We start from the raw sequence: 23,769 nt of genomic DNA, 5'->3' as shown, positions 1-23,769 counted from the left end.
GTCAGAACCCTTCTAGTTAAAAGATAATATGTGCTGCAATGGCAACAATCGGTAAAGTAATGGCCGTACGAATCAAGAAGATTAGTACTAAGTCTTTGAAGCTAACAGGTAGCTTTGAGCCTAGTAGTAATCCTCCCATCTCAGAAAGGTAAATCAGTTGTGTAACGGATACACATGCAATAACAAAACGTGTTAATTCACTCTCGATTCCACTTCCAATAATGGCTGGTAAGAACATATCCGCAAATCCAACAACCATCGTTTGAGCAGCCTGGTCTGCTTCTGGTATTTGCATTAACGTTAAGATTGGCTCAAATGGCTTTCCTAATATGGAGAACACCGGAGTAAATTCTGCAATCACTAAAGCAGTGACTCCAATAGCCATAACGATTGGTAGTACTCCCATCCACATATCAAGCACATTTTGAAGTCCTTCTTTTAATGTTGCCTTTACACTTGTATTTGTCTTTGCTTTACTAACTGCTTGTGCTAATCCCCATTGGGCATACGATGTACCAGCTGGAATACTCGTTTCCTTTACTAACTTAGCATGTTCATAGCCTGTGTCTGCTTTTCTAGAAAGCGGCGGAATACGTGGCATGATCACAGCTGCTGCTAATCCAGCAATAACGATCGTAGCATAATAATGAAGAAAGTATTTATCAAGATTCAAGTATTGAATGACTACAATGGTAAAAGTAATAGAAACAACAGAGAAGGTTGTAGCAATCACCGCTGCTTCTCTTTTTGTATAATAGCCTTCCTCGTATTGCTTAGTTGTTAGCAGTACACCGATTGTCCCGTCCCCTACCCATGATGCTAAGCAGTCAAGTGAAGATCGTCCAGGCAGTTTGAAAATTGGTCGCATAATCTTCATTGTTAATGCTCCAAAAAACTCTAACAGCCCAAAGTTCAAAAGAAGTGGCAATAAAAATCCTGCAAGTAAAAAAGTGGTTAATAGAATCGGAAGTAGGCTAAATAGCAACATCCCTCCTGTATTCTCAGAGGAAATAAATTCCGGTCCTACTTTCGTAAGTGCGATCACTGTAAAAATTGCCCCTAATAAACGTGCAATTAACCAAAATTTGCTGACATTTAACAGTTTATTTAAAAAGGAATTTTCGATAATAAATTGCGGCTTGGCAATAACAGCAATAAGTGAACCTAAAACAGATAGGATAATTACACCCGTTGCAAAGGCTGGAATTTGATCAACAAAAAGGGTATTTAATTGACTGGCAAGGAATGCAACTGGGATTGTTATTCCTTCACCATTTGAAATGGGAATAATAAATAGCATAATACCGATCAAGGATGGTAAGATAAATTTCATATAATCTTGAACAGAAAAGGACTTTTGTAAAGCTTCCTTTCTTTCTGCTCTAACATTTGAAGCATTGGTCATTTAGGGTAAGCCTCCTCTTAAGTTACTATTTTTTCATTCTAAAAAAATATTTTGCTCGGAATATAACTGCTCTAATTTCTTCTGACGGACATTGCTGTTTTCATTGTCCCTTTTGTTCAATCCAGAGATAATCACCTCAAGCAAACCAATCACCGAAGCAATCGAATGATGACTCGATTCCAAATGCTCCTCTGTTGTTAAGGTCAATTGTGCGAGCTGGCCAATAGGAGAAAGCTGCCGATCTGTAATCGCTATGAGGGTTGCTTTTTGATTGTTTGCATAGTTTGCTAGCTTAAGTGATTCTCTTCGGTAACGAGGATAGGAAAACATAATAACGGTCGACTGCTCATCAAGTTCACATAGTTCTTCAGGTAAAAATCCACTTGGGTTAGAGAGAAACACATTTTCTCTCATCTGTTTTAGTGCGTAATACAACCAGTAAGCAGCAGCATATGAACTACCAAAACCAGCGATAAAAATCCGCTTTGATTGATGAAGCACATCCACCACTCGCCATATTTGTTCTATTTCTAACTGGTTAAGCAATTGATTAAGAACTTGGCTCTCTTTCTCGATGATTTGATGAAACAACTGATTTTCTTCAAAGCCATCTCTACTTGAAGGTTTTCCTTCGCTTTTTCCTGGTTGCACATGTGTTAGCCATTCTCTACGAACCGTTTCCTGCATTTCTGAGTAGCCACTAAAGCCTAGTGCATACGCTAGGCGGATGACTGTTGTTTCACTAACACCCACTTTTCGCCCAATTTGGAAAGCAGTGAGCAGCGAACCTTCATCCAAATGCTCTAGCAAAAACTCTGCTACTTTCTTTTGACCTGAAGATAATGCCGAAAAGTTTCCTTTAATCATTTGTGTTACCGTCTTTTGTTCCATACTAGTCTCGTCACCTTCTTGGATTTGGTGAAGGAAAAACTTCCTTTTTCCATTTTAAAGCAGAAAATACTTCATATTCAAGCGGAATTTTCCGAATTTTTAAAATAACAAGAACTACTAATGCATAATTCCAACTACCTTTTGAATTATAATGCATAAAAGAAGAATTTTTCAAGATGAATTTGTGTTTTTATTTATATATCCTAATAATTATTCAAGTAAAAAGAAAAGGAATTCTCCGTTACTCTGAGAGCAACGTGGAGAACCCCTTTTCTTTATATGCATATGATCACTATTCAATAAGAAGAAACACGTCTTCTCCTTCCACTACCGTAGAATAGGTTTTGACGCAGCCTTTATCCGGCGCTTGAACCAAGCCATCCTCTAAGCAGATCTTCCAATCATGCATCGGACAGAAAACCGAATCACCACTGACGATCCCTTCGCTTAATACGCCACCTTTATGAGGACAACGGTTTTCAATCGCTCGTACCGTTCCGTTGGAAAGCTTAAATACGGCAAGCTCCATGTTTCCCACTTGAAATGTTTTCCCTAAGCGCTCTGGCAGTTCTTGAAGGGAGCCAATTAATACCTTACTGATGTTTTTATTAACCATTCGAAGATCTCCTCCTTTTATCGTGTCTTACGACGTGACTACTGTTTCAAACAGTTCTTTTTTCAGCTTTTTGTCCTCGATAATGGCCTTCCAAGGATCCTCGATTACAGATAAGGCTTTATCCATGCGAGCATTTAGCTCCTTACGTTTTTCCTTATCATCTAATACCTCACGGATATGGTCCAAACCAACTCGGTCCACCCAAGCAGATGTTCTCTCTAAATAGTTCGCTGTCTCTCGATAATATTGAAGGTAAGCAGACGTAATTTCGATAACCTCTTCCTCTGTCTTTACTTTGTAAAGAAGATCTCCACCACGCACATGGGTACCACCATTTCCGCCAATATAAAGTTCCCAGCCACCGTCAATGCCGATGTATCCAATATCCTTAAACCCTGATTCGGCACAGCTTCTTGGGCAAGCTGAAACGGCCATTTTTACCTTATGCGGTGTTTGAAGACCTTCATATTTCTTTTCTAACTGAATCCCAAGTCCCATCGAGTCTTGTGTACCGAAACGACAGAATTGTTCTCCTACACATGTTTTAACGGTACGAAGTGATTTTCCGTAAGCGAATCCTGAAGGCATATCAAGATCCTCCCACACCTTTGGAAGATCATCCTTCTTTACCCCAAACAAGTCGATTCGTTGTCCTCCAGTCACCTTTACTAGTGGTATCTCATACTTATCCACCACATCAGCAATTCGTCTTAAATCATTCGCATTGGTCACTCCACCGTACATTCTAGGCACAACAGAATAGGTCCCATCCTTTTGAATGTTTGCGTGCATACGCTCATTAACGAACCTTGATTCCTTCTCATCCTCATATCCAGTTGGATTGACCATACCTAGGTAGTAGTTAAGAGCTGGACGGCATTTCGAGCAACCCTCTTCGGTTTTCCAATCAAGTACAAACATGACTTCTTTCACATGAGTCAAACCTTTTGCTTTGATTTCTTCTACTACCTCATCACGAGACAGGGTAGTACAGCCACAGATTGCTTCCTTTTGCTGCAAGGTATCAAAGGATGAACCTAATGTAAGCTGAAGAACCTCTGCAACGAGTGGTTTACAACCACCACAAGAACGGGAAGCGCTCGTACAGGCTTTAATTTCATCAACAGACGAGCAGCCCTGTGTTTGAATAGCAGAAACGATCGCTCCTTTTGACACTCCATTACATCCACAAATGATTTCATCATCACTCATCGATGCTACTAGACTGGCACCTGCTTCTTGGCCTGTTGGCTGCAACAAGGACACCTTCATTGTGTCTGAAATGTCAGCCTGCTTTTGAATCATAGAAACCAAACGATTTCCATCGCTGCTATCTCCGAAAAGAACTGCACCAACAATTTGATTTCCACGAAGAACGAGCTTCTTATAATAGCTGTCTTGCTCATCAAAAACTTTAACAGCCTTTTTATCGTCTCCTTCCGTAAAATCACCTGCAGAGAACACTTCAACTCCTGATACCTTTAACTGGGTATACAATACAGAACCTTTATACGGCTCAGTCTTCGCACCGCAAATCGTTTTCGCTAACACTTTACCTTGCTCATAAAGCGGGGCAACAAGTCCGTATGGAATTCCGTTATGTTCTGCACATTCCCCAACAGCATATACGTTAGGAATATTCGTTTGCATATAATCGTTTACAACAATTCCTCGATTTACCTCTAACCCACTTTCCACTGCTAGTGAAATATTAGGTTTGATACCAACGGCCATAACAACAAGATCCGCTTCAATCTCAGTTCCGTCACTGAAACGTAAACCTTCGACACGCTCTTCTCCAAAAATCTCCTGTGTTTGTTTTTCTAATAAAAACGTCATTCCCTGCTTTTCTAATTCTGTTTGCAACATTTTTCCTGCCATTGGGTCGAGCTGACGCTCCATTAAGTAAGGAGCTAGATGGATGACATTAACCTCCATCCCTAGGTTTAGAAGTCCTCTTGCCGCCTCAAGCCCTAACAATCCTCCGCCGATTACAGCAGCTTTTTTATATTTCTTGGAGGCCTTTAGCATAATTTCAGTGTCCTTAATATCTCGGAAAGCTGTAACACCTTCCTTATCAGAACCTGGAATTGGAAGTATGAAAGGAACAGAACCAGTAGCCACTATCACTTCATCGTACGGCTCGATTCTCCCAGCATCTGTAACAACTACTTTTCTGTCGGAATCAACCTTAACCACTGTCTCATCTGTATAAAGCTGAATGTCATTGTCTTCATACCAGTTCCAATCATTTAGCGTAATATCCGCGACCTCTGTGTCTCCTTGTAGAACCTTTGAAAGTAGGATTCTATTATAATTAGGATGTGGCTCACTCCCGAAAATCGTAATTTCAAATTGATCCTTTGTGAGCTTTAAAATTTCTTCTATGGTTCTGACTCCTGCCATTCCGTTACCAACAAGAATAAGTTTTTTCTTTGCCAAATTAACGCGCCTCCCCAAGAAAGTTTCTTAAACTGTAACACATGATTTGTGTAAAATTGTTTAACATGTTAGATTACCTCACACGCTTTTTAGTTCGTAAAGCGAATTTTCCGAATATTAAAAGAGTGATTCACCCATAATTATCGTCATACAACATCCATGGCTGAGCTTATTTTTACCGCACTTAATTTAAATCCAGGCATACGACAAGTTGGATCCAATTCCTTTCCGACAAGGAAATTAACATTTTGTGAATTGGCCCAGTGAAAAGGAACAAATAGCGTGTCTTGACGAATACTGTCCGACAGCTTACTTCTTACAACAATACTTCCTCTCCTTGACGTGATCTTCACTAGCGTTTCGTCTCGAATCCCATATTTTAAAGCAGTGGCCGGATGAATCTCCACATGCGATTCCACATTTCTTGCTGCTAATGAAGCACTTTTACGTGTTTGAACACCTGTTAAATAGTGAGACATCACTCGTCCTGTTGTTAAATAAAGTGGAAACTCTTCACATACCTGATCCTTTGAAACCGGTGCGAGATTGGCAACCGAGACCATCTTTGCTTTTCCATCAGGATGAGCAAACGAACTTTCAAAAAGCCTGACCGTTCCTTTATGATCTAAACTTGGACAAGGCCATAACAGTCCCTTTTCCTCTCTTAGTCGTTCATAAGTCACTCCATAATAATCAGCAATCCCACCTTTACTAGCGATCCTTAGTTCGTTAAAAATATCCTCCGCTGATTCAAAAGGAAAATACTTGCCCTTCCCAAGCGCATGAGCAATTTCGCAAAGAATTTGCCAATCGTGCTTTACTTCTTCTGGACAAGGATAACTTGCCTCTCTTAAGGTGACTCTCCCCTCTACATTGGTCATCGTTCCTTCATCCTCTAAGTAGGAGGATGCCGGTAATATCACATCTGCTAATCGAGCAGTTTCAGATACGAATAAGTCAACCACAACAAGAAAGGAAAGTTTTTGTAATGCTTCCTCCACAAAATGTGCATTTGGGTTAGAGACAATGGGGTTAGAGCACATCAAAAACATCCCGGATATGTCACCGTCATGAATTTTTTCAAACATTTCATAAGCAGAGACACCCTTTCTCGGCAGTTCTTCTTCGTTCACTCCCCATACCTGTGCAATATAAGCTCGATGATCTTCGTTTTCTATGAGTCTGTAACCAGGAAGCTGGTCGGCCTTTTGCCCATGTTCCCTTGCTCCTTGACCATTTCCCTGCCCAGTAATCGCTCCGTACCCACAGCCTGGTTTTCCAATTTTTCCAACCGAAAGTAATATATTTAGGAAATTCCTAACTGCTGCGGAGCCGTCTGTGTGTTGCTCTACACCTCGTGCCGTAAAAATCATTCCTGTCTCTTCTTTTGCAAACCGATGGGCAACCTTACGAATCTGTTCAACGGGAACACCTGACAAGGATTCTATTTCCTCAAAGGTCATCGAGGTTACATTCTCCTTCACTTCTTCGAACCCATTCACTCTTTCTAAGATAAAGTGTTCGTTATAAAGCTGTTCTTCGATAATCACCTTTAAGACTCCATTAGCAAAAGCGGCATCTGTTCCAGGCTTCACCTTAATATGCAAGTCTGCTAGTTTCGTTGTTGCCGTTTCACGAGGGTCAATTGCAATAATATAAGCACCGTTTTCCTTTGCCTTTTCAAAATAGGGCATAATGGTCGGTTGGCATTCTGCAATATTTGTTCCCGCAAGAATAATACAACGAGAAGAAGGAATTTCACTTATGCTATTTGTAAATCCTCGGTCCATCCCAAAGGTTTGTGTAGCTGCCGAAGCCGCTGATGACATACAAAGCCTGCCATTGTAATCAATGTACTTTGTCTGCAACGCGACACGAGCAAACTTTCCGAGCAAATAAGCTTCTTCGTTCGTGATTGAGGCACTTCCGTACACCGCCATTGCGTCTTTTCCATGTCGTTCTTGAATGGACTGAATATTACTTTTAATGAGTGCTAGTGCCTCTTCCCATGTGGCACGAATAAATTCCCCGTTTACCTTTATTAGCGGATACTTTAATCGGTCTTTATGAAAAGTATGTTGGTGGGCATTGATGCCTTTCACACACAATCTTCCTTGTGTAGTTGGGTTATCTAATCCAACAGTGGTATATTTCTTGCGTGTAACGATTGATTGCTCTATGAGCTGCATCTTGCATTGCATGCTGCAAAATGGACACTGTGAGTCGTATGTTTTCTCTGACTCTACATGATTTTGCTTTGTGCGAAAGTATTTTAATAGCATTTCAGTCACATCATCACCCTCAATCCTTATACTCTTTAGGACTTACTTTAAAAAATAGGAACATCTTTTGGCCCCTTCATCATTAAACAATCCTCTTCTAGTCGTTCTAACAACTGCTGACGGAGTTCAAAATCAAAAAGTACTTCTCTTACATGCAATAGGCTTACTCGATCCACCCATTCCCATGTTCTTTCCGAGTAATTAGCCGTTTCTCGGTAGTACTGGACTAGACCACCAATGAAATGAACCACCTCTTCTTCTGTTTCAGCAACTGTAAACAATTGACCAGCTTTAACACTTCGACCACTGCTTCCTCCCACATATATTTCCCATCCACGCTTTGTGCCAATGATGCCAATATCTTTTGTTGTCGAACCTGCACCATTATGCAAGCAAGCTGAGACACCTATTTTCACTCGATACGGAGTGATAAGATACTCAAGTTTCTTTTCTAGTGTTGCCGAAAGTTGAAGGGCCTTTCGTTTATCACATTGACATATATGCTCGCCAATACACGTCTTCACATTTTGAACTCTGTTCCCGTATGTGGCACTTAAAGGCATATTTAAATCATTCCACACCTTTGGTAATTCATCTTTTGTTAGACCCATCAAATGAATTCTCTGCTCACTAGTAATAGCTAGCTCTGACACACCATATTTGTCTGCCACATTCGCGATTTTTCGTAACTCATGTGGATTCGTCATTCCCCCATACATTTGCGGAACGACAAAGTACGTTCCATCCTTTTGCAATGTTGCATTCATCTTTTCGTTTACAAATAATGTTTCTTGGACATTCTCATACTCTGGATTGATCATACTTAAGTAATACGTCAAAGCAGGAACACATTTGGAACATCCCTCTTTGTGTTTCCAGTTCAGTGCTTGCATTACTTCGTTAACAGAGGATAAATTTTGGACCTGCATCTCATGCACAACTTCATCCTCTGTTAGCGATGTACAATTACACATCGTAGGTTTCTCGATCTTCATTTCATCAAATTCATCACTATGAATATAAGCTAATAACTCTGAAACAAGCGGTTTACATCCTCCGCATGACCCGGATGCCTTTGTACATGCTTTTACATCGTCTACAGTAGAACAACCATGAATTTGAACAGCTTCAATAATTGTCCCCTTGGAAACACCATTACAATTACAGATGATTTCAGTTGCTGCCATTGAGGTAACCGCTGTTCCCGAACCACTTGATTGAAAAATAGTCACTTTTTCAATTTCAGATACATCTTGCTTTTTAAGTATCATATTTTGTAATTTCGTTCGGTCACTGGTATCCCCAAAGAGCACCGCTCCAATTATTTTATCTTCTTGGAATACAAGCCTTTTATAAGTACCTTCCACTTCATCGTGTATTTTTATTGACTTGCTTGCAGAATCCTCTTGAAAAGCTCCAATAGAAAACACATCAACACCCGAAATTTTTAATTGAGTGGCTAACACAGTACCCTCATACCCTTGTCCATCTACCCCACAAATACGCTTCGCTAAGACAACTGCCTGTTCATAAAGTGGTTTCACAAGGCCATATACCATACCTCGATGTTCCACACATTCTCCTACAGCAAAAATATTGGTAATACTCGTCTCCAGAAAGTCATTTACGACAATCGCCCGATTAACTGTTAACCCACTTTCTTTCGCCAAATGAACATTGGGCCGCACACCAACAGCCATTACAAGCAGGTCGGCTTCAACCGATGTTCCATCCGTAAAACGAAGTCCTTCGATGCGTTTATTGCCTAAGATTTCTTCTGTTTGTTTTTCTAATAGAAACTTCATCCCTTGCTTTTCAAGTTCTACTTGTAGCATTTTTGCTGCCGTTTCATCCAGCTGTCTTTCCATTAAGAAACTACTAATATGAACTACATGCACCTCCATCCCGAGGTGTAATAGTCCCCTTGCTGCTTCTAGCCCTAACAATCCTCCACCAATGACAACTGCCTTTTTATGATTCTTTGCCGTTTCCTGCATCTTTTGACAATCCTCAATTGTCCGAAAAGAAATGACACCTTCCTTCTCCACCCCAGGCAAAGGAAGAACAAAAGGAACGGAACCCGTTGCCAATATCAATCGGTCATAGTACAAACCGCGGCCTTTATCTGTCATAACTATTTGGCTTTTATGATCAATAGCAACAACGGTTTCTCCCGTAAAAAGTTGAATCTGATGCTGCTCATACCACTTAAAATCATTAATGGTAATTTCTTCAAGCTTCGTTGTTCCTTGAAGTACGGAAGAAAGAAGGATTCGGTTATAGTTTGGGTGAGGTTCGCTTCCAACAACCGTAATCTCAAACATTTCAGAATCAGTTTTAAGAATTTCCTCTAAACACCGAACTCCAGCCATACCATTACCGACCATCACTAACTTTTGCTTTTTCATGTTATAACCCCCAACAAACAGTAGATGGATGTTCAAACCAAATTTCGTTTTATTATTTCATACATCTACTGAAATGAAATTTAACCTGTTACATTTTCTAACACGATATGTACTATTTGGGTGTTATTTACTATAAAAACCCTCTTAATAGGCAGTATTTTTATGCAATCCTACGGTATACTCATTTTTCGAATTACGAAGTAAAATCAAAAGATCATTCGCTTTTTTGTTGATTTTGTAATGCGCTTACAAGTATAAAAATTCAACCCGTTTGAAAATTCTAATAAATTTCTGTGTTAGATTAGCTAACACCTTTTGAGACAAAGCAACAACTTACATACTATTCTTTAACAAGACAAAGGCGGTAAAAACTCTGACAAAACAGAAAAGCAAAAGCGCCTTGTTCAGCCCCGACAAGCATAAGACGAATCTCGCAGGAAGGCCTGCCTTCTGGAGAGATTTGGCTTATGACCTCGAGGGGCTAGGCGCTGGAGCTGGACAAAAACAAAGGAGGATTTCCAATGACAAATAAGATAGGTTTTTTTTCATTCTTCTATGTATTAGGTAAGATTTTATTTTCTCGAAAAAATTATATTGGCTGGTAACACATTTGAAATACCACATTTATTAAAAGGAGAGTAAAACTATGAAGTTAGCAAATTTAAGAAAAAGTGGACATGCACCATCGCTATTTGCTTCATTTCTGTACTTTGATGTCAGTTTCATGATTTGGGTAATACTGGGGGCACTTGGGGTTTATATCACCAAAGACTTCGGACTTTCCCCTTCTCAAAAGGGATTAATCGTAGCGATACCTATCCTCGGTGGATCTTTCTTCCGTCTCGTTCTTGGTGTTTTAACGGATCGAATTGGTCCGAAGAAAACATCGATCATTGGAATGGTTGTTACAATGGTTCCACTTCTATGGGGTTGGCTGTTTGGAACGACGTTAACGGAGATTTATTTTATCGGAATACTATTAGGAGTAGCTGGGGCAAGCTTTGCAGCAGCTTTACCAATGGCAAGTCGTTGGTATCCACCGCATTTACAAGGGTTAGCAATGGGGATTGCTGGAGCTGGAAATAGCGGGACTTTATTTGCAACCTTATTTGGTCCCCGCCTTGCTGAACAAATTGGCTGGCATAATGTACTAGGGGTCGCCCTTATTCCTCTTGCTATAGTGTTTATCGTCTTTGTTCTTATCGCAAAAGATGCTCCTTCCCAGCCAGCACCAAAACCACTTAAAGAATACTTTAATGTTTTTAAACAAAAAGATGCCCTTTACTTCTGTTTATTGTACAGCGTTACCTTCGGTGGATTTGTTGGACTATCTAGCTTTTTAAGTATCTTTTTCGTTGATCAATACGATCTTTCAAGAGTAAGGGCTGGAGACTTTGTTACCCTTTGCGTAGCAGCCGGTAGCTTCTTTCGCCCAGTAGGAGGATTTATCGCAGATAAGATTGGGGGAGTTCGTCTATTAACCTTCTTATTTATCGGTGTTGCTCTAACTATGCTAGGAGTTAGTCAACTACCTTCTATCACTCTTGTTACCTTGTTATTATTTGTCGGTATGATGTGTTTAGGAATGGGGAATGGAGCGGTATTCCAACTTGTACCACAACGCTTCCAAGAAGAAATCGGGATGGTTACAGGAATTGTTGGAGCAGCTGGTGGTGTAGGTGGTTTCTTTATTCCAAATATCCTTGGAACGTTAAGAGAAATCACAGGCACGTATGCAACAGGATTCCTCGTTTATGCAGGAATAGGAGTGTTAGCTTTACTCGTTTTAATTATTGCACAGATGTCTTGGAAAAAGACATGGGCTCCAAAAGAAACTTCGCTAAAAGCTTAATATGTAAAAAGCTCTGGCTTGCATCTCTATTGCAAGCCAGAGCTTTTTTTTGTTACCACTTTCCTACTCTTTTATTACTTTAGTATTCGAAATTCTCAGACTAATCATATACATTTTTCCGTTAAATGTTATATAATATTATATAATGATTTATACTTTGAGAGGAGTTCTCCTATGAAGTTAAACAGCTCTAGTTCACGTCCATTATACGAACAATTATTTAACACCATAAAAGAAGCAATTGACCAGAACACCTATCGACCAGGTCAGCAAATTCCCAATGAAGCGGAGCTTTGTGATATTTATGGTGTAAGTAGAATTACAGTTAGAAGAGCCATTCAAGATTTAGTTGATGAAGGATTGTTGGAAAGAAAACAAGGAAAAGGTACGTTTGTTGCAAGGAAAAAGGTTGCTCGTGAGTTAGTAACAATCGAGGGCTTTTCGGATTTCAGCAAACAACTCGGAAAAAAGACAGCCAAGAAAGTTCTTCTTTGTGAGGAAATTAAGGCGTCAAAGAAAATAGCTGAAGATCTTCAAATAGAGGTTGGTGCCCCAGTGCTCAAACTTCTAAGATTGATGTATCTTGATGAAGAGCCATTTATGCTTGATTTAACCCATTATCCGATAGAGCGCTTTCCTAAAATACCCGAGCATATATTTGACTACGAATCCACCTATGATGTCCTGAGTAATATTTACCACGTGGATATGAAGGACATTACCACAAAAAAAACGATCACTGGAATTCCCGCCTCTTCTATAGAAGCTGAGCATCTTAATTGTGAAATTGGCGAAACATTATTTAATATAGACAAAATCGTGTACGACAAGAATAAAGTACCTATTCATCTTTCTACATTTAAAAATTTAACTACAGTTATCGCCTTTACGATTACGACATAAAAGGGACTTGGCTATCAGCCAGTCCCTTTTCTTTATTTTACTAATTGTTTTCCATAACCAAATGCTCCGTTCACTTCACAAGTACGTGCTGCTCGTAATGCAGCTAGTTGTAGTGACTGCTTGATTGTATGGTGGTTCAAATAACTAGTTAAAAACCCAGCTATAAATGAATCACCAGCACCTAGCGTGTCAATTACTTCTGCTTCTTCTATTCCCTGTATATAACTTTGTGTCCGATCGGACATGATCACTCCCTTTGAACCGCGGGTAACAATCACATAATGCGTGCCATATCCATGAATTTTGTTAATTAATTCCTCTATTTGCTTGTCACCAAAATCACTACCGGATATGAAGGCAAAAGTGATATGTGGACATACCGTTTTTAGCAACTCATCTGTAAAATGATTGGAGAAATCATAGGAAATCGGTAAAAGCTGTTTGATCAGGGGAAGTTGGTCATCCAGACTGCTATAAATGCTGGTATGAAGAACATCAAAACCTTTGATATAATCAAAATCTGTAGGAGCCAATTTCAATCGTAGCTTCGATTGAATACCACCTTTGTTTGATTTTACGAAAATCCTGTCACCAGTCGCATCAATATCCACATAGGCTTTTCCACTTTCCCCATAGGCCCTTCGGATTTGGCTAATATTCACATGATTCTTTTCTAAAGAATCAATAATGTGATCACCCTCCGCATCATTTCCTACAATTCCAATAAATCCTGTTTCTTCTGCTCCATATTGCTTAGCTAATACGGCAACATTTAACGCATTCCCACCTGGAAACATCTCGTTTCGATCCATATAAACATCCACCACATTATCTCCAATTGCTAGTAACTTCATTATTTTTTACATTCCTTTCTATTGGAGTTCTGTTTTTACTAACACTCTCTCTTATCCTTTCAAACTTCCAGAAGCAAGACCACGAACAAAATACTTTTGTAAAAATAAAAACAGGGTAATAATCGGGATGGCAGAGATCATTAATCCAGCTAAAAGAACTCCCCAATTTGTTTGTAATGCATCACGGAATTGCATTAATCCTGCTGGAATGGTTTTTAAACTTTCTGAGTCAATAAAGATGAGCGCAAACATAAATTCATTCCATGTAAAGTAAGCAGTGATAATGATCCCCGTGAACAAAATAGGAAGGTTCAGCGGCAAAAAGATTTTTGTAAACACAGACCATGTTGAACATCCATCGAGAAAAGCAGATTCTTCTAACTCTTTTGGAACCTCTAGAAAAGCAGCTCTTATTAATAGAACAGTAATCGGAATACGGTACGCCACATAGGGAAGAATGAGCGCTAAGTAAGTGTCATGAATACCCAATGCCTGGATAAGCTTATACAAAGGGACTAAGCTCACCTGCGGAGATAACATCATTCCACCCATACACAAGATTAATAGTAGCTTCTTACCTTTAAACTGAAAACGAGTTAAACCGTATGCTCCAAGAGCACTGAGGAAAACCGTTAATAAACAGGTGCTTAACGTAACAATGGTACTATTTAAAAAGTACTCAGATATTCCGGTATTCCACGCATGAACATAGTTTGAGACAAGCCATGTTGTCGGCAATGCCCAACTGTTTGAGAAAATTTCTTCTGTCGTTTTAAAGGAATTAATGACCATCCAAAACAAAGGATAGGCAATGATCATAAAATAGAAGATTAATATAGTATAAAGCGGAATTGCTCCAGCAATCTTTTTCCTTTTATAGGAACGAACTCTGATAGATTGAATGGAATAGTCTGTTGATGTTACTTTATCTGCCTCCATCTATTAATCCTCCTTCCCTGTCTTAAATAGCTTCATTTGAATAATTGCTACAGCTAATGAAAGTAATAAAATGATGGTTGCTATTGCAGATGCATACCCCATCTCATCTCTAAAAAAGGCCGATTTATAGAGAAGCGTTCCAAGCACTTCACTAGCGTTTCCTGGTCCACCACTTGTCAAAATATACGGTTCATTAAATACTGTAAATGCACCTGTTAGCGTAATTAATGTTGCTACAAAAAGCATTTCTTTTACCTGGGGAACCGTAATATGAAGGAACTTATAGAATTTATTGGCGCCATCAATATCAGCTGCCTCATACAGCTCTTGAGGAATAGACTGAATGGCAACAATGAAAAGCATCATGATATATCCAATACTTTGCCACTGAGATACAGCAATTACGGCGAAAATAGCTGTTTCAGATTCCCCAAGCCATGCCCTTGTCCACTCTTCAAGACCGAGCAATCGAAGAAAACTGTTTAGTATCCCAATATCTGGGTTGTAAACAAAACTGAACAATAAAGCAATTACCGTAATGGATATGATTACTGGAAGGAAGAAAGCGGTACGGAAAAAACCACTTAGCAATCTAGTCAAAGGATCCTCTAATATGGCAGCTAAAATTAAACCACCGAATACTTGACATACAATTGAGATAACTGCGTACCAAATATTATTTTTTAAAGCTATATAAAAAACCTCATCCTGAAACAGAGCAAGGAAATTTTCGAATCCAACAAACACCTTATCTGGGGCAAAAGCAGAAAACTCATAAAAAGCAAATCGGAAATTCTCTACAATGGGATAATAAACGAACAATCCCATTAGCAAAATACAAGGGGCAATATATAAATAGGGAGCCATTTTCCTAAGTGTCACTGTATTCACCTCTTTTTTTCTAGGTCCTTTCCGACCCTTTTCTTGTTTTGCTTTATGAAAGAAAGGTAGTTTCGGTCCCCTACACTACCTTTCTTTTAAACTATTTTTTCAGCTCTTTCGCTGCTTTTTGAACATCTTTCATCACGTCTTCAGCTGATTTTTTTCCATCTAACATCTGTTGAACACCATTTAGGTACGCATCAACAATCTTGATATCTACTGCCGTATCAAACCATAAGTAAGTCTTTTCAGCATTCACGATTAAGTCGATCGCTTCTTGTTGAAGAGCTGAACCGTTTTCAGTAGTTGTTGTATCTTTAACAGCGCTGTATTCACTTACCTCTTTTAACTGTTCAATTCCTTTTTCCTTAGAAGTTAAGAATTTAATAAACTCCATCGCTTCTTCAGGGTGCTTTGTTTTAGAAGAAATCATAATTCCTTCTGGGGCAGCAGTAATTGAGCTTGGATTTCCTTCTCCACCTTCAACGAATGGAGTATTGAATACACCTAAATCTTCACCAAGACTTGGCTCTATCAGACCAATCTCAGCTAACTGAAAATACCCAATCGCTGCTTTTCCTCCATTAAATAGCTCTCTCGCATATTGGTGGTCAACGGAGTTTACTCCTTGATTAAAATACGGCTCTAATTCAATGAATTTTTCCAAGGCAGTTACATAACCAGGATGAGTAAACTCTCCATCTGAATTACTTAGGCTGTAGTCCTTTGCAATAACATCTTCCGGAACGACATACTCATTTAGTGATCCAATATAGTGAGAAATCGTCCAAGGTGCTTTACTTCCGAAAGCAATTGGAGTAATTCCTGCATCCTTAATTTTTCCAGAGACAGTTAGGAGCTCATCCCATGTGGTAGGGATTTCAAGGTTTAAATCGTTAAAAACTTTTTTGTTATAGAAGAAGGCTTTTCCATCTGTGGACCAAGGAATTCCATAAACCTTTCCATCCAACGTAAATGGACCAAATTGGGATTCAATGATTTGACCTGACCAGTCTTTATCTTCCTCAACATAGCTTGTTAAGTCTAGGGATTGTCCAGCTCTTGCAAAATTATAAGCAAACTCGCCGCTCCAAGAAAAGTACACATCAGGAGGATTATTTGAACCTAAAACAACACGAATCTTCTCCTTGTACGAGTCATTCAAAACCGCTTCGGTTTTTATTTTTATATTCGGATGTAGCTCTTCAAACTCTTTCACTGCTTCTTCAAAGTATTGCTTTTTGGGTTCTGTAGGCCATCTGTGGAAAAAACGAAGTTCGACAGTATCACTGTCTTCTGAAGCTGTTTGACTAGATGAGGAACATGCTGCTAGCATTGAGAGAATTAATATGGCGATGATACTAAAGATTTTAAACTTTTTCATGAATCTGCCCCCTCAAGATTTTTTTCTATTAATCTAGCAATGAGAGGAAAAGCGAAGGTCTCCTCGCTTTTCCTGTTAGATTTTAGTATTCTACTTTCCACATATATCTTCTTGTAGATAATGGATGATTGCGCTGTTCTGCGAGGTTTTCTGCGTATCTTCTCAAGACGTAGTTTAATACTAGTGGAGCAATATATCCTTGTACCTCTTCATCAATTCCAGAAAAGTCAAAATCTTTTGCATCTAAAACGATTAGCTTCTTCCCATAACGTTGTGAGAATTCAAGGGCACGTTCCTCAAGGTATCTAGTTTCATCTAGACCAAGAAGGATGATAAATGGTGTTTCTTCATCAATGATTTCGAATGGCCCGTGGAAGTACTCACCTGCATGAATGGCATGAGAATGAACCCACTGCATCTCCATTAAAATACAAATGGCAAAAGAATACGCCACACCGTAGTTTGAACCACTAGCCATCGTGTAGATGATTTTCTCATCCTTATACTGTTTTCCAAATTCTACAGCAGCATCATGATATTTGGAAGCAGCTTTTTCAAAAACAGTTTGAAGGTTTTCTAGGCTCTTCTCGATCGTTGCAAATTTTTCGTTGTTTTCTACAACCTTAAGGACTCCAAAGACTAGTTGATATAGGACAGAGTAGTTTGTAGCAAATGCATTAGCTGTTGGGCCCCACTCATACTTTAGGACAACTTCTGAAGCTTGAGCCAAAGGTGAAGTTGGTTCATTTGTTAGAGAAATCGTTAAAGCACCTTTCGTACGGGCAAATTTAGCAGCTTCTACTGTTTCAGGAGTTGTACCAGAATGAGAACATAGGATTACCAGAGATGTATCCCCTAGCTTTGAGTGATTACGATGAATAAATTCATTTGCACTATATAGATGTGCATCTAGCTTTTTCGCTTCACGATCAACGACGTATTTACTTGGGTACATTAAAGCAGATGAACCCCCACAAGCTACAAAAAAGACATTATCAATTTGTTTCTTTTCTACTTCCTCAAGCGCATGTTTAATTTGATTTTTCACATCTACGATTAGTTCAGTACTCATATTTTTATAAAGCCTCCTAAGTATTTTTTAGTATGGGGTACTGCCTATCCTCCCTTCATTCAATATACAACATTATAGGACGTTATATATTGTTATATTATAGTCTTACTATATCCTAGCCTATCTACTTCGTCAACGGAATTTTCAGATAATTCTTTCGACTTTATTCGCCAATTTACTCATAGTGAACCGACTAAAGGCGTCAAGAATTGTAAAAAGTAAGTCTGTCTTTACCATTTGGAATCAAAAAGTTGTCTTAATGGCTAGATCGAATGGTTCCTGATATATTTAATTACATTACATAAGAAAAGGAGTGGTAAACGTGCAATCTATTAGTGGAAAAACTGCGATTGTAACTGGTGCAGGCAGAGGAATTGGCCGTGCTACAGCCATTGCTCTTGCAAAAGAAGGAGTAAATGTTGGATTAGTAGGATTAACTCTTTCTAATCTTGAAAAAGTAGCTGAGGAGTTGCGCCAGTTTCAAGTGAAAGTAGCCGTTGCAACAGCTGATGTGGCAGACCTTGACTCGATTACTAATGCAGTGGAGAAAATAAGAGGAGAACTTGGAGCTGTAGATATACTAATTAATAACGCAGGAACAGCTAAATTTGGCGGTTTCTTAGACCTTTCCCCTGAAGAATGGGAAAACATCATTAAAGTGAACCTAATGGGTGTGTACAACACTACACGTGCGGTTTTACCAGAAATGATTGAAAGAAAAGCTGGCGATATTGTCAATATATCTTCTAGTGCTGGACAGAAAGGTGCTCCTGTAACAAGTGCATACAGTGCCTCTAAATTTGGTGTACTAGGCTTAACAGAGTCCTTAGCTTTAGAAGTTCGTAAGCACAACATCCGTGTGGTCGGTCTAACACCAAGCACAGTTGTCACAGACCTCGCTGCGGAAGCAAACTTAATCTCTGGAAATCCAGAAAATGTCATGCACCCAGAAGACCTAGCTGACCTAATCGTATCCGGCCTAAAGCTGCACCCACGAGTATTCCTAAAATCAGCCGGCCTCTGGTCCACCAACCCATAAAAAGCGGTGTCAGACACCCTCCGTGGACAAATCACCCCCTTCTGTCTTTTTATGGTGTCTGTCACCCTTCGTGGACAGATTTGTGTGTTTTGTCCGTGTCGGGTGGACACTTAATGAAAAAAGCGAGAGTCTGAGACTCTCGCTTTTTTCCTGTCAGGATCTTAATTCAGTTCTAGTATTTACACATAATTTGTAGTCCGAATTTTCTTTACTTTGAAAATTTAAGCGGTTACGATTAATGTTGGAATGGAAAAACATTCCTACTACAAACCCAAGGAGGAGATGCGAGATGATTCAAGTAAGAATAAAAGAAAAGCAAGTTCAAATAAAAAAGGAAGAATCTACTTAGTGAGAGGAGAAACTATATGCCATCTGTAAAAAATGGGATTCAAATTGTAAGTTATCAAGAAGGGTTGGCCGCAGGGGTAGCAAAAATGTGGAATTTAAGCCGTGACAGTTGGGGCGGCGACACTCGTGTCATGACAGAAGAACAAGTGAAAACAAAGGAAGCCAATTCCGAAAATATTGAGCTTTATCTAGCACTAGATGAAAACGAAGTCGTTGGCTATTGTGGATTATCTGAATATAAGGAGGATACTGGCTCTTTATACATCCCTCTACTCAATGTTCTTCCGAGTTATCATGGAAAGAAAATCGGCAAAATGCTTGTCATGAAAGCTCTTGAAAAAACGATCGAACTCGGCTGGCCCCGTCTTGATTTGTACACCTGGCCCGGCAACACAAAAGCTGTTCCACTTTATAAAAAATGCGGCTTCTTTTGGGAGGATCGTGACGATATTACCCATTTGATGAACTTCATTCCTCAGATATTAAATACGCCACTGCTTCAGCCACTATTTGAAAAAATAGACTGGTACGAAGCCAGTACCAGACAAATTGACGTGAAGCCAGATGGAATGAAAGAAAATGGATTTACCTTCTACGAATATAGCTGGAGTTCGCCAGAGACTAATGCTAGAGTGCAATTCGAGCGGACGAGTCGAGGCATTACCCTCATTGAAACCGATGACTTCCTCGTTCAGCTAACGATGGATCACCATGAAGTGATTGAGGAAATGGAGCATACCTATCAATTAAAAGTCGTGAACAAAACAGGTATCCCTCTTTCCTTTCAAGCCACTGGTACCAAGAATACTCGAGTCGAATATCAACTCAACACCGGAAAACTGAACATAGAAAAGGACATTACACTCTCAGAGACTTTTACTATACGAAAAGGCGAAGAGCCTAGTATTTGGCGAACTCACCCGAGCATCCAAATAACCATAGAAGTTAATGGTGTTCATTGCGATATGAGCCTTGGAATTTTCCCTATGCAACCAGCTAAGCTTGAAGCATTCAATGAAGGGAATTTTGCTTTCTTAGATACAAAATCAGAGTTTCATCTTGAGCTAAAGAATAATCTATCTAACACCACAGAATTTGTTCTTACCATCCCTGAGAATGACCTAGTCAGTCTAGAACAAAAAACATACGAAGTTACAGTTCCTGCTAAAGGAAGAAAAACGATTTCCATACCTATTACCGTTAAAAAGCACGGCTTTTACGATCCAACTATTCATGTTCAAACTAAGACTGCCAATCATGTACTCGCTTTTAAACAGCAAATTTCGGTTGCTTTCAAAGGTGAAGGAAAGAAATTTGGTGGAGAATCCACGCTTTTCTGGCACGTATACAATGGCCATAGTCAGTTAAATATTCGAAAGCTTGATCTTAATGTCCAGTTAAAAAAGAATACTAGAAGGAAAAAGCCCTCATTTGCCTTTCTTGCACCTAAGCTTGGAAAACCATATACAAACGAATTTAATAAAAAGAAGCCAACATCAGTAACCTGGGATACTGATGACTCATCTATCTTAATTAAGTTCGTGTTACAATCGGGGGAATATCCAGGAATCTACTTAACGGAGTGTCTCCAGCTCTTTGGAGATGGAATCGTTCACCAGTGGGTTGAGATTGAAAATGTGCATCCAACTACTTATCAAAATATCGCTATCAGTCAGCCTGTATACCAAGAACTTGGCAACACGTATTTTCCACTTGATCAAAAAATTGTTTACTTTTCGAAAGATCGTCCACTTGAGTTCGGAGACCTAAATCCAGCCATGATAACGGGTAATTGGTATTTTTCCAAGACTGAAGGGGAAACGGTTGGGGTAACATGGCCAAAGAATAGCCATGCAGTACCAGAAGGTTGGCAGTTTGTCATTGAGCAAAAAATTGGTGAGATGAAAGCTGGAGAAAAGGCTTCTACAGAAAAAATCATTGTAGCATTGGACTCATTCCAGGAGGCAACTCAATTTCAGACTTATGCCGAGAAAACACATCTGCTTGAGCCGTATGATATAACCAACGAACTTCAGCTCGAGGCAAATAAAATGATTGTGCCATCTTGTTCATCGCCTGCCTTCACGTTAAAGACTTATAGAAACAGTTATTTGAATGGAACGCTTGAGATCGCTAGTGACCAAACTCCTGTCAGTAACTGGAGTATTCAGGCAAAAGAAGAGAAAAACTCTTTTACTTTTGAACAACAGCTCTCATTAAATACCCCTGTTTCTCATCTATCGGCACATTTTCAACAAGAGGGAATCCGGACAAATTTCGAGGAGCTACTATTATCACCACGAGGAGACATTTCCTCTAGTACAGAGTCAGATGGGTCACTAGTTGTGGAGAATGGTTGTTTATCGATTAAAGCAAATGCTGATTTTTATCCAGGTTTATATTCTTTGAAAGTAAACGGGCTTGAATGGTTAGCTACTCAGTATCCTGAAAGAACCGCCAAAAGCTGGTGGAACCCATGGGCAGGAGGAATGAAATGGTCTCCGGAAGGAATTAACACCTTCTCTCTTTTAAAAGAAAAAACAACTATTTCATCGACAACTATCTGTGATCGTAAAGGAAATACTTGGAGAGGAATTGCGATTCACACAAAATTCGAGGAACATTCACAATGGAAAAATGTCGAGTACATTCAACATTATTTAATGCTTCCGGGCATTCCTGTTTTAGCAACATTTTTACAGGTCATGCATGATGGAGGGAAATGGCTGGATGGAGAAAAATGGTTGACAGACTTGTTCCTTGGTGGAGAAGCATTACCGAATCTTTTTATCAAAGGTGGCACTACAGAGTATCGTGCAGGTAAACAGGAATTACCAATGTACCTGAATCATGAATCCTATATTGAATCACAAACAAAAAAAGAAAAGCTTTATGTGATTCCAAGTTTAAATAGTGAAGAAACCGAGGCATATATGAATAAAGAAGCCTTTCAACTAGTTGCTGCTCAGCCAGGTTTTGCGAATAAGGAGAAGAAAGAGACTGCTCCCCTATTCTTTCTGTTTGATGAGCGAGTTCTTCCAACAGAGGCTGTTCAAAAACTACGAAACATCCAATTTTAAAAGGAGTTCTTATGAAAATCATCGATGCTCACATCCATCTATCAAACATAAAATCATTTCATGAAACAGCTGAAAAAATTTCATTTGTCGATTATTCACCTTCAGGTATCCTCAAAGAATTCGAGGAAGCAGGAGTAGTACTTGGAATAGGGATGGGGTTAACAGAAACAGCTAAAATGGGGTTTCCTGATTACGAAACGCAAACTCCGATGGGGCTGGATTTAACCGATGAGCTGCCACCTTCTATCTTTACCTGCGCGGGAATCAATCCGTACAACTTAGGCGAGGAGGCACTCACTCGTTTAGAAAAGATGTTATTACATCCGAAAACGGTTGGAATTAAAATTTATCTTGGTTATTATCCGTTTTATGCCTACGATCCTGTTTATAAACCCGTTTATAGACTTGCGGCAAAGTACCATCTTCCTGTCGTCTTTCACACTGGCGATACGTATTCAGAAAGGGGATATTTAAAATACTCCCACCCACTCACCATTGATGAGGTTGCCGTTGACAACCTTGATGTAAATTTTATGATGGCTCATTTCGGAGACCCATGGACACTGACAGGTGCAGAGATCATTTATAAAAATCCAAATGTATTTGCAGATTTATCTGGATTAATTGTCGGAACAAAGAAGGACCTAGCAGCGAAAAGCGAAGGTCGTTTCCTTGATCATTTACGTCACGCATTGGTATTTGCAGACTCATACGACAAACTTCTATTCGGTACGGATTGGCCATTAGTGCCGATCGCCCCGTATATTGAGTTCATCAAGAATTTAATTCCAGAAGAGTATCATAGCCAGGTGTTTTATGAAACCGCACTAAAGGTTTTTCCAAAGATTCAACCGTTTATTAAATGATGAAAGAGCTGCCTAATGTTTATTAAGGCAGCTCCTTTACACTTATAGGAAATGATTGATGACAAAACTAATCAAACCTCAACAAAGAAAGGCTGGACCTCATCATTTAAACAATACTCTATTCTCTTCTTAAAATGTTTCCACGTGACCATTTCAAGTGCTTTTTCTATTGGAAAAAAACCCACTTCTAAAATCTCAGGTGACGTAGTCAATTGACCTCCAATTACTTTCCCGATGAACAAAGTACTGCAAATGGAGTGTTTTACATTTTGAAAAATACCACAAAACTTTACAATCTCAATATCTATCCCACTTTCTTCTTTTGTTTCACGTATCGCTGCTGCCTTAATGGACTCCCCTTGTTCAACCTGTCCTCCTGGCAACTCCCAACCTCTCCGTGGACTTTTTATTAAGAGTACTTCATTATCATCATTCTGTACGAAAGCGATGGCCGTCACAATATGCTTTGGCGGAACTCCCATTTTTCCACCTCCATCCAATGTATT

Annotated in this window: 17 protein-coding genes; 5 read left to right on the top strand and 12 right to left on the bottom strand. The window is 39.4% G+C overall.

What is annotated here, in order from left to right:
- Nucleotides 1-16: 16 nt before the first annotated feature.
- The 6 genes from ACGLXV_RS16850 to nirB (ACGLXV_RS16825) all read right to left on the bottom strand — a co-directional run bounded on the left by ACGLXV_RS16850 (nucleotide 17) and on the right by nirB (ACGLXV_RS16825) (nucleotide 10,044).
- Complete coding sequence (locus ACGLXV_RS16850; protein ID WP_391559539.1) at nucleotides 17-1,405, bottom strand: YjiH family protein; 1,389 nt, start codon at nucleotides 1,403-1,405, stop codon at nucleotides 17-19.
- A gap of 33 nt (nucleotides 1,406-1,438) precedes the next feature.
- The gene (locus ACGLXV_RS16845; protein WP_391559538.1) at nucleotides 1,439-2,296 is read right to left on the bottom strand and encodes a MurR/RpiR family transcriptional regulator; all 858 of its coding nucleotides are present in this window, start codon (nucleotides 2,294-2,296) and stop codon (nucleotides 1,439-1,441) included.
- Between the two features lie 292 nt (nucleotides 2,297-2,588).
- Nucleotides 2,589-2,912, bottom strand: coding sequence for a nitrite reductase small subunit NirD (nirD, locus tag ACGLXV_RS16840; RefSeq protein ID WP_119706999.1), 324 nt, complete (start codon nucleotides 2,910-2,912; stop codon nucleotides 2,589-2,591).
- A 27-nt stretch (nucleotides 2,913-2,939) separates the two neighbouring features.
- A complete protein-coding gene (nirB, locus tag ACGLXV_RS16835; protein ID WP_391559537.1) occupies nucleotides 2,940-5,354 on the bottom strand; it encodes a nitrite reductase large subunit NirB in 2,415 nt (804 codons plus the stop codon).
- A gap of 146 nt (nucleotides 5,355-5,500) precedes the next feature.
- Complete coding sequence (nasC, locus tag ACGLXV_RS16830; RefSeq protein ID WP_391559536.1) at nucleotides 5,501-7,645, bottom strand: assimilatory nitrate reductase catalytic subunit NasC; 2,145 nt, start codon at nucleotides 7,643-7,645, stop codon at nucleotides 5,501-5,503.
- Nucleotides 7,646-7,683: 38 nt separating this feature from the next.
- Complete coding sequence (nirB, locus tag ACGLXV_RS16825; RefSeq protein WP_391559535.1) at nucleotides 7,684-10,044, bottom strand: nitrite reductase large subunit NirB; 2,361 nt, start codon at nucleotides 10,042-10,044, stop codon at nucleotides 7,684-7,686.
- Nucleotides 10,045-10,690: 646 nt separating this feature from the next.
- Here nirB (ACGLXV_RS16825) and ACGLXV_RS16820 point away from each other — a divergent pair.
- Both ACGLXV_RS16820 and ACGLXV_RS16815 read left to right on the top strand, forming a co-directional pair.
- On the top strand, nucleotides 10,691-11,896 hold the full coding sequence (locus tag ACGLXV_RS16820) for a nitrate/nitrite transporter (RefSeq protein ID WP_391559534.1): 1,206 nt from the start codon (nucleotides 10,691-10,693) through the stop codon (nucleotides 11,894-11,896).
- Between the two features lie 174 nt (nucleotides 11,897-12,070).
- Nucleotides 12,071-12,799 (top strand): UTRA domain-containing protein, encoded by a 729-nt coding sequence (locus ACGLXV_RS16815; protein WP_391559533.1) that lies wholly within the window; start codon nucleotides 12,071-12,073, stop codon nucleotides 12,797-12,799.
- A gap of 32 nt (nucleotides 12,800-12,831) precedes the next feature.
- Here the strand turns inward: ACGLXV_RS16815 and ACGLXV_RS16810 are convergent, their stop codons facing one another.
- The 5 genes from ACGLXV_RS16810 to ACGLXV_RS16790 form a co-directional block, all read right to left on the bottom strand.
- On the bottom strand, nucleotides 12,832-13,653 hold the full coding sequence (locus ACGLXV_RS16810; protein WP_391559532.1) for a PfkB family carbohydrate kinase: 822 nt from the start codon (nucleotides 13,651-13,653) through the stop codon (nucleotides 12,832-12,834).
- A gap of 51 nt (nucleotides 13,654-13,704) precedes the next feature.
- Nucleotides 13,705-14,592 carry a carbohydrate ABC transporter permease gene (locus ACGLXV_RS16805; protein ID WP_119706992.1) on the bottom strand — a complete coding sequence of 296 codons (888 nt, stop codon included), beginning with the start codon at nucleotides 14,590-14,592 and terminating at the stop codon, nucleotides 13,705-13,707.
- A gap of 3 nt (nucleotides 14,593-14,595) precedes the next feature.
- Nucleotides 14,596-15,459, bottom strand: a complete 864-nt coding sequence (locus tag ACGLXV_RS16800; protein WP_119710491.1) for a carbohydrate ABC transporter permease — start codon at nucleotides 15,457-15,459, stop codon at nucleotides 14,596-14,598.
- Nucleotides 15,460-15,574: 115 nt separating this feature from the next.
- The gene (locus ACGLXV_RS16795; protein ID WP_391559531.1) at nucleotides 15,575-16,858 is read right to left on the bottom strand and encodes an ABC transporter substrate-binding protein; all 1,284 of its coding nucleotides are present in this window, start codon (nucleotides 16,856-16,858) and stop codon (nucleotides 15,575-15,577) included.
- Between the two features lie 82 nt (nucleotides 16,859-16,940).
- Nucleotides 16,941-17,930 carry an SIS domain-containing protein gene (locus ACGLXV_RS16790; RefSeq protein WP_119706990.1) on the bottom strand — a complete coding sequence of 330 codons (990 nt, stop codon included), beginning with the start codon at nucleotides 17,928-17,930 and terminating at the stop codon, nucleotides 16,941-16,943.
- A gap of 322 nt (nucleotides 17,931-18,252) precedes the next feature.
- On the opposite strand from ACGLXV_RS16790, the gene ACGLXV_RS16785 reads away from it, so the two are divergent.
- From ACGLXV_RS16785 to ACGLXV_RS16775, 3 genes are all read left to right on the top strand, one after another.
- The gene (locus tag ACGLXV_RS16785) at nucleotides 18,253-18,969 is read left to right on the top strand and encodes a 3-ketoacyl-ACP reductase (protein ID WP_391559530.1); all 717 of its coding nucleotides are present in this window, start codon (nucleotides 18,253-18,255) and stop codon (nucleotides 18,967-18,969) included.
- A gap of 365 nt (nucleotides 18,970-19,334) precedes the next feature.
- A complete protein-coding gene (locus ACGLXV_RS16780; RefSeq protein ID WP_391559529.1) occupies nucleotides 19,335-22,397 on the top strand; it encodes a GNAT family N-acetyltransferase in 3,063 nt (1,020 codons plus the stop codon).
- An 11-nt stretch (nucleotides 22,398-22,408) separates the two neighbouring features.
- Nucleotides 22,409-23,263 (top strand): amidohydrolase family protein, encoded by an 855-nt coding sequence (locus tag ACGLXV_RS16775; RefSeq protein WP_391559528.1) that lies wholly within the window; start codon nucleotides 22,409-22,411, stop codon nucleotides 23,261-23,263.
- Between the two features lie 71 nt (nucleotides 23,264-23,334).
- On the opposite strand, the gene ACGLXV_RS16770 is transcribed toward ACGLXV_RS16775, so the two are convergent.
- On the bottom strand, nucleotides 23,335-23,745 hold the full coding sequence (locus tag ACGLXV_RS16770; RefSeq protein ID WP_391559561.1) for an NUDIX hydrolase: 411 nt from the start codon (nucleotides 23,743-23,745) through the stop codon (nucleotides 23,335-23,337).
- Nucleotides 23,746-23,769 lie beyond the last annotated feature (24 nt).

It is taken from the genome of Robertmurraya sp. (genome assembly GCF_036676585.1).
Taxonomy (GTDB): Bacteria; Bacillota; Bacilli; order Bacillales; family Cytobacillaceae; genus Robertmurraya_A.
Note: the sequence above shows the minus strand (reverse complement) of the source record. Positions and strands in the feature narration are given on the sequence as shown.

What these genes read in the sequence shown, in the direction of transcription:
- nirB (WP_391559535.1), bottom strand. Translation starts at nt 10,044, where the DNA reads ATGAAAAAGCAAAAGTTAGTGATGGTCGGTAATGGTATGGCTGGAGTT.
- ACGLXV_RS16775 (WP_391559528.1), top strand. Translation starts at nt 22,409, where the DNA reads ATGAAAATCATCGATGCTCACATCCATCTATCAAACATAAAATCATTT.
- nirD (WP_119706999.1), bottom strand. Translation starts at nt 2,912, where the DNA reads ATGGTTAATAAAAACATCAGTAAGGTATTAATTGGCTCCCTTCAAGAA.
- ACGLXV_RS16850 (WP_391559539.1), bottom strand. Translation starts at nt 1,405, where the DNA reads ATGACCAATGCTTCAAATGTTAGAGCAGAAAGAAAGGAAGCTTTACAA.
- ACGLXV_RS16845 (WP_391559538.1), bottom strand. Translation starts at nt 2,296, where the DNA reads ATGGAACAAAAGACGGTAACACAAATGATTAAAGGAAACTTTTCGGCA.
- ACGLXV_RS16805 (WP_119706992.1), bottom strand. Translation starts at nt 14,592, where the DNA reads ATGGAGGCAGATAAAGTAACATCAACAGACTATTCCATTCAATCTATC.
- ACGLXV_RS16815 (WP_391559533.1), top strand. Translation starts at nt 12,071, where the DNA reads ATGAAGTTAAACAGCTCTAGTTCACGTCCATTATACGAACAATTATTT.
- ACGLXV_RS16770 (WP_391559561.1), bottom strand. Translation starts at nt 23,745, where the DNA reads ATGGGAGTTCCGCCAAAGCATATTGTGACGGCCATCGCTTTCGTACAG.
- ACGLXV_RS16810 (WP_391559532.1), bottom strand. Translation starts at nt 13,653, where the DNA reads ATGAAGTTACTAGCAATTGGAGATAATGTGGTGGATGTTTATATGGAT.
- ACGLXV_RS16795 (WP_391559531.1), bottom strand. Translation starts at nt 16,858, where the DNA reads ATGAAAAAGTTTAAAATCTTTAGTATCATCGCCATATTAATTCTCTCA.
- ACGLXV_RS16790 (WP_119706990.1), bottom strand. Translation starts at nt 17,930, where the DNA reads ATGAGTACTGAACTAATCGTAGATGTGAAAAATCAAATTAAACATGCG.
- ACGLXV_RS16820 (WP_391559534.1), top strand. Translation starts at nt 10,691, where the DNA reads ATGAAGTTAGCAAATTTAAGAAAAAGTGGACATGCACCATCGCTATTT.
- ACGLXV_RS16780 (WP_391559529.1), top strand. Translation starts at nt 19,335, where the DNA reads ATGCCATCTGTAAAAAATGGGATTCAAATTGTAAGTTATCAAGAAGGG.
- ACGLXV_RS16800 (WP_119710491.1), bottom strand. Translation starts at nt 15,459, where the DNA reads ATGGCTCCCTATTTATATATTGCCCCTTGTATTTTGCTAATGGGATTG.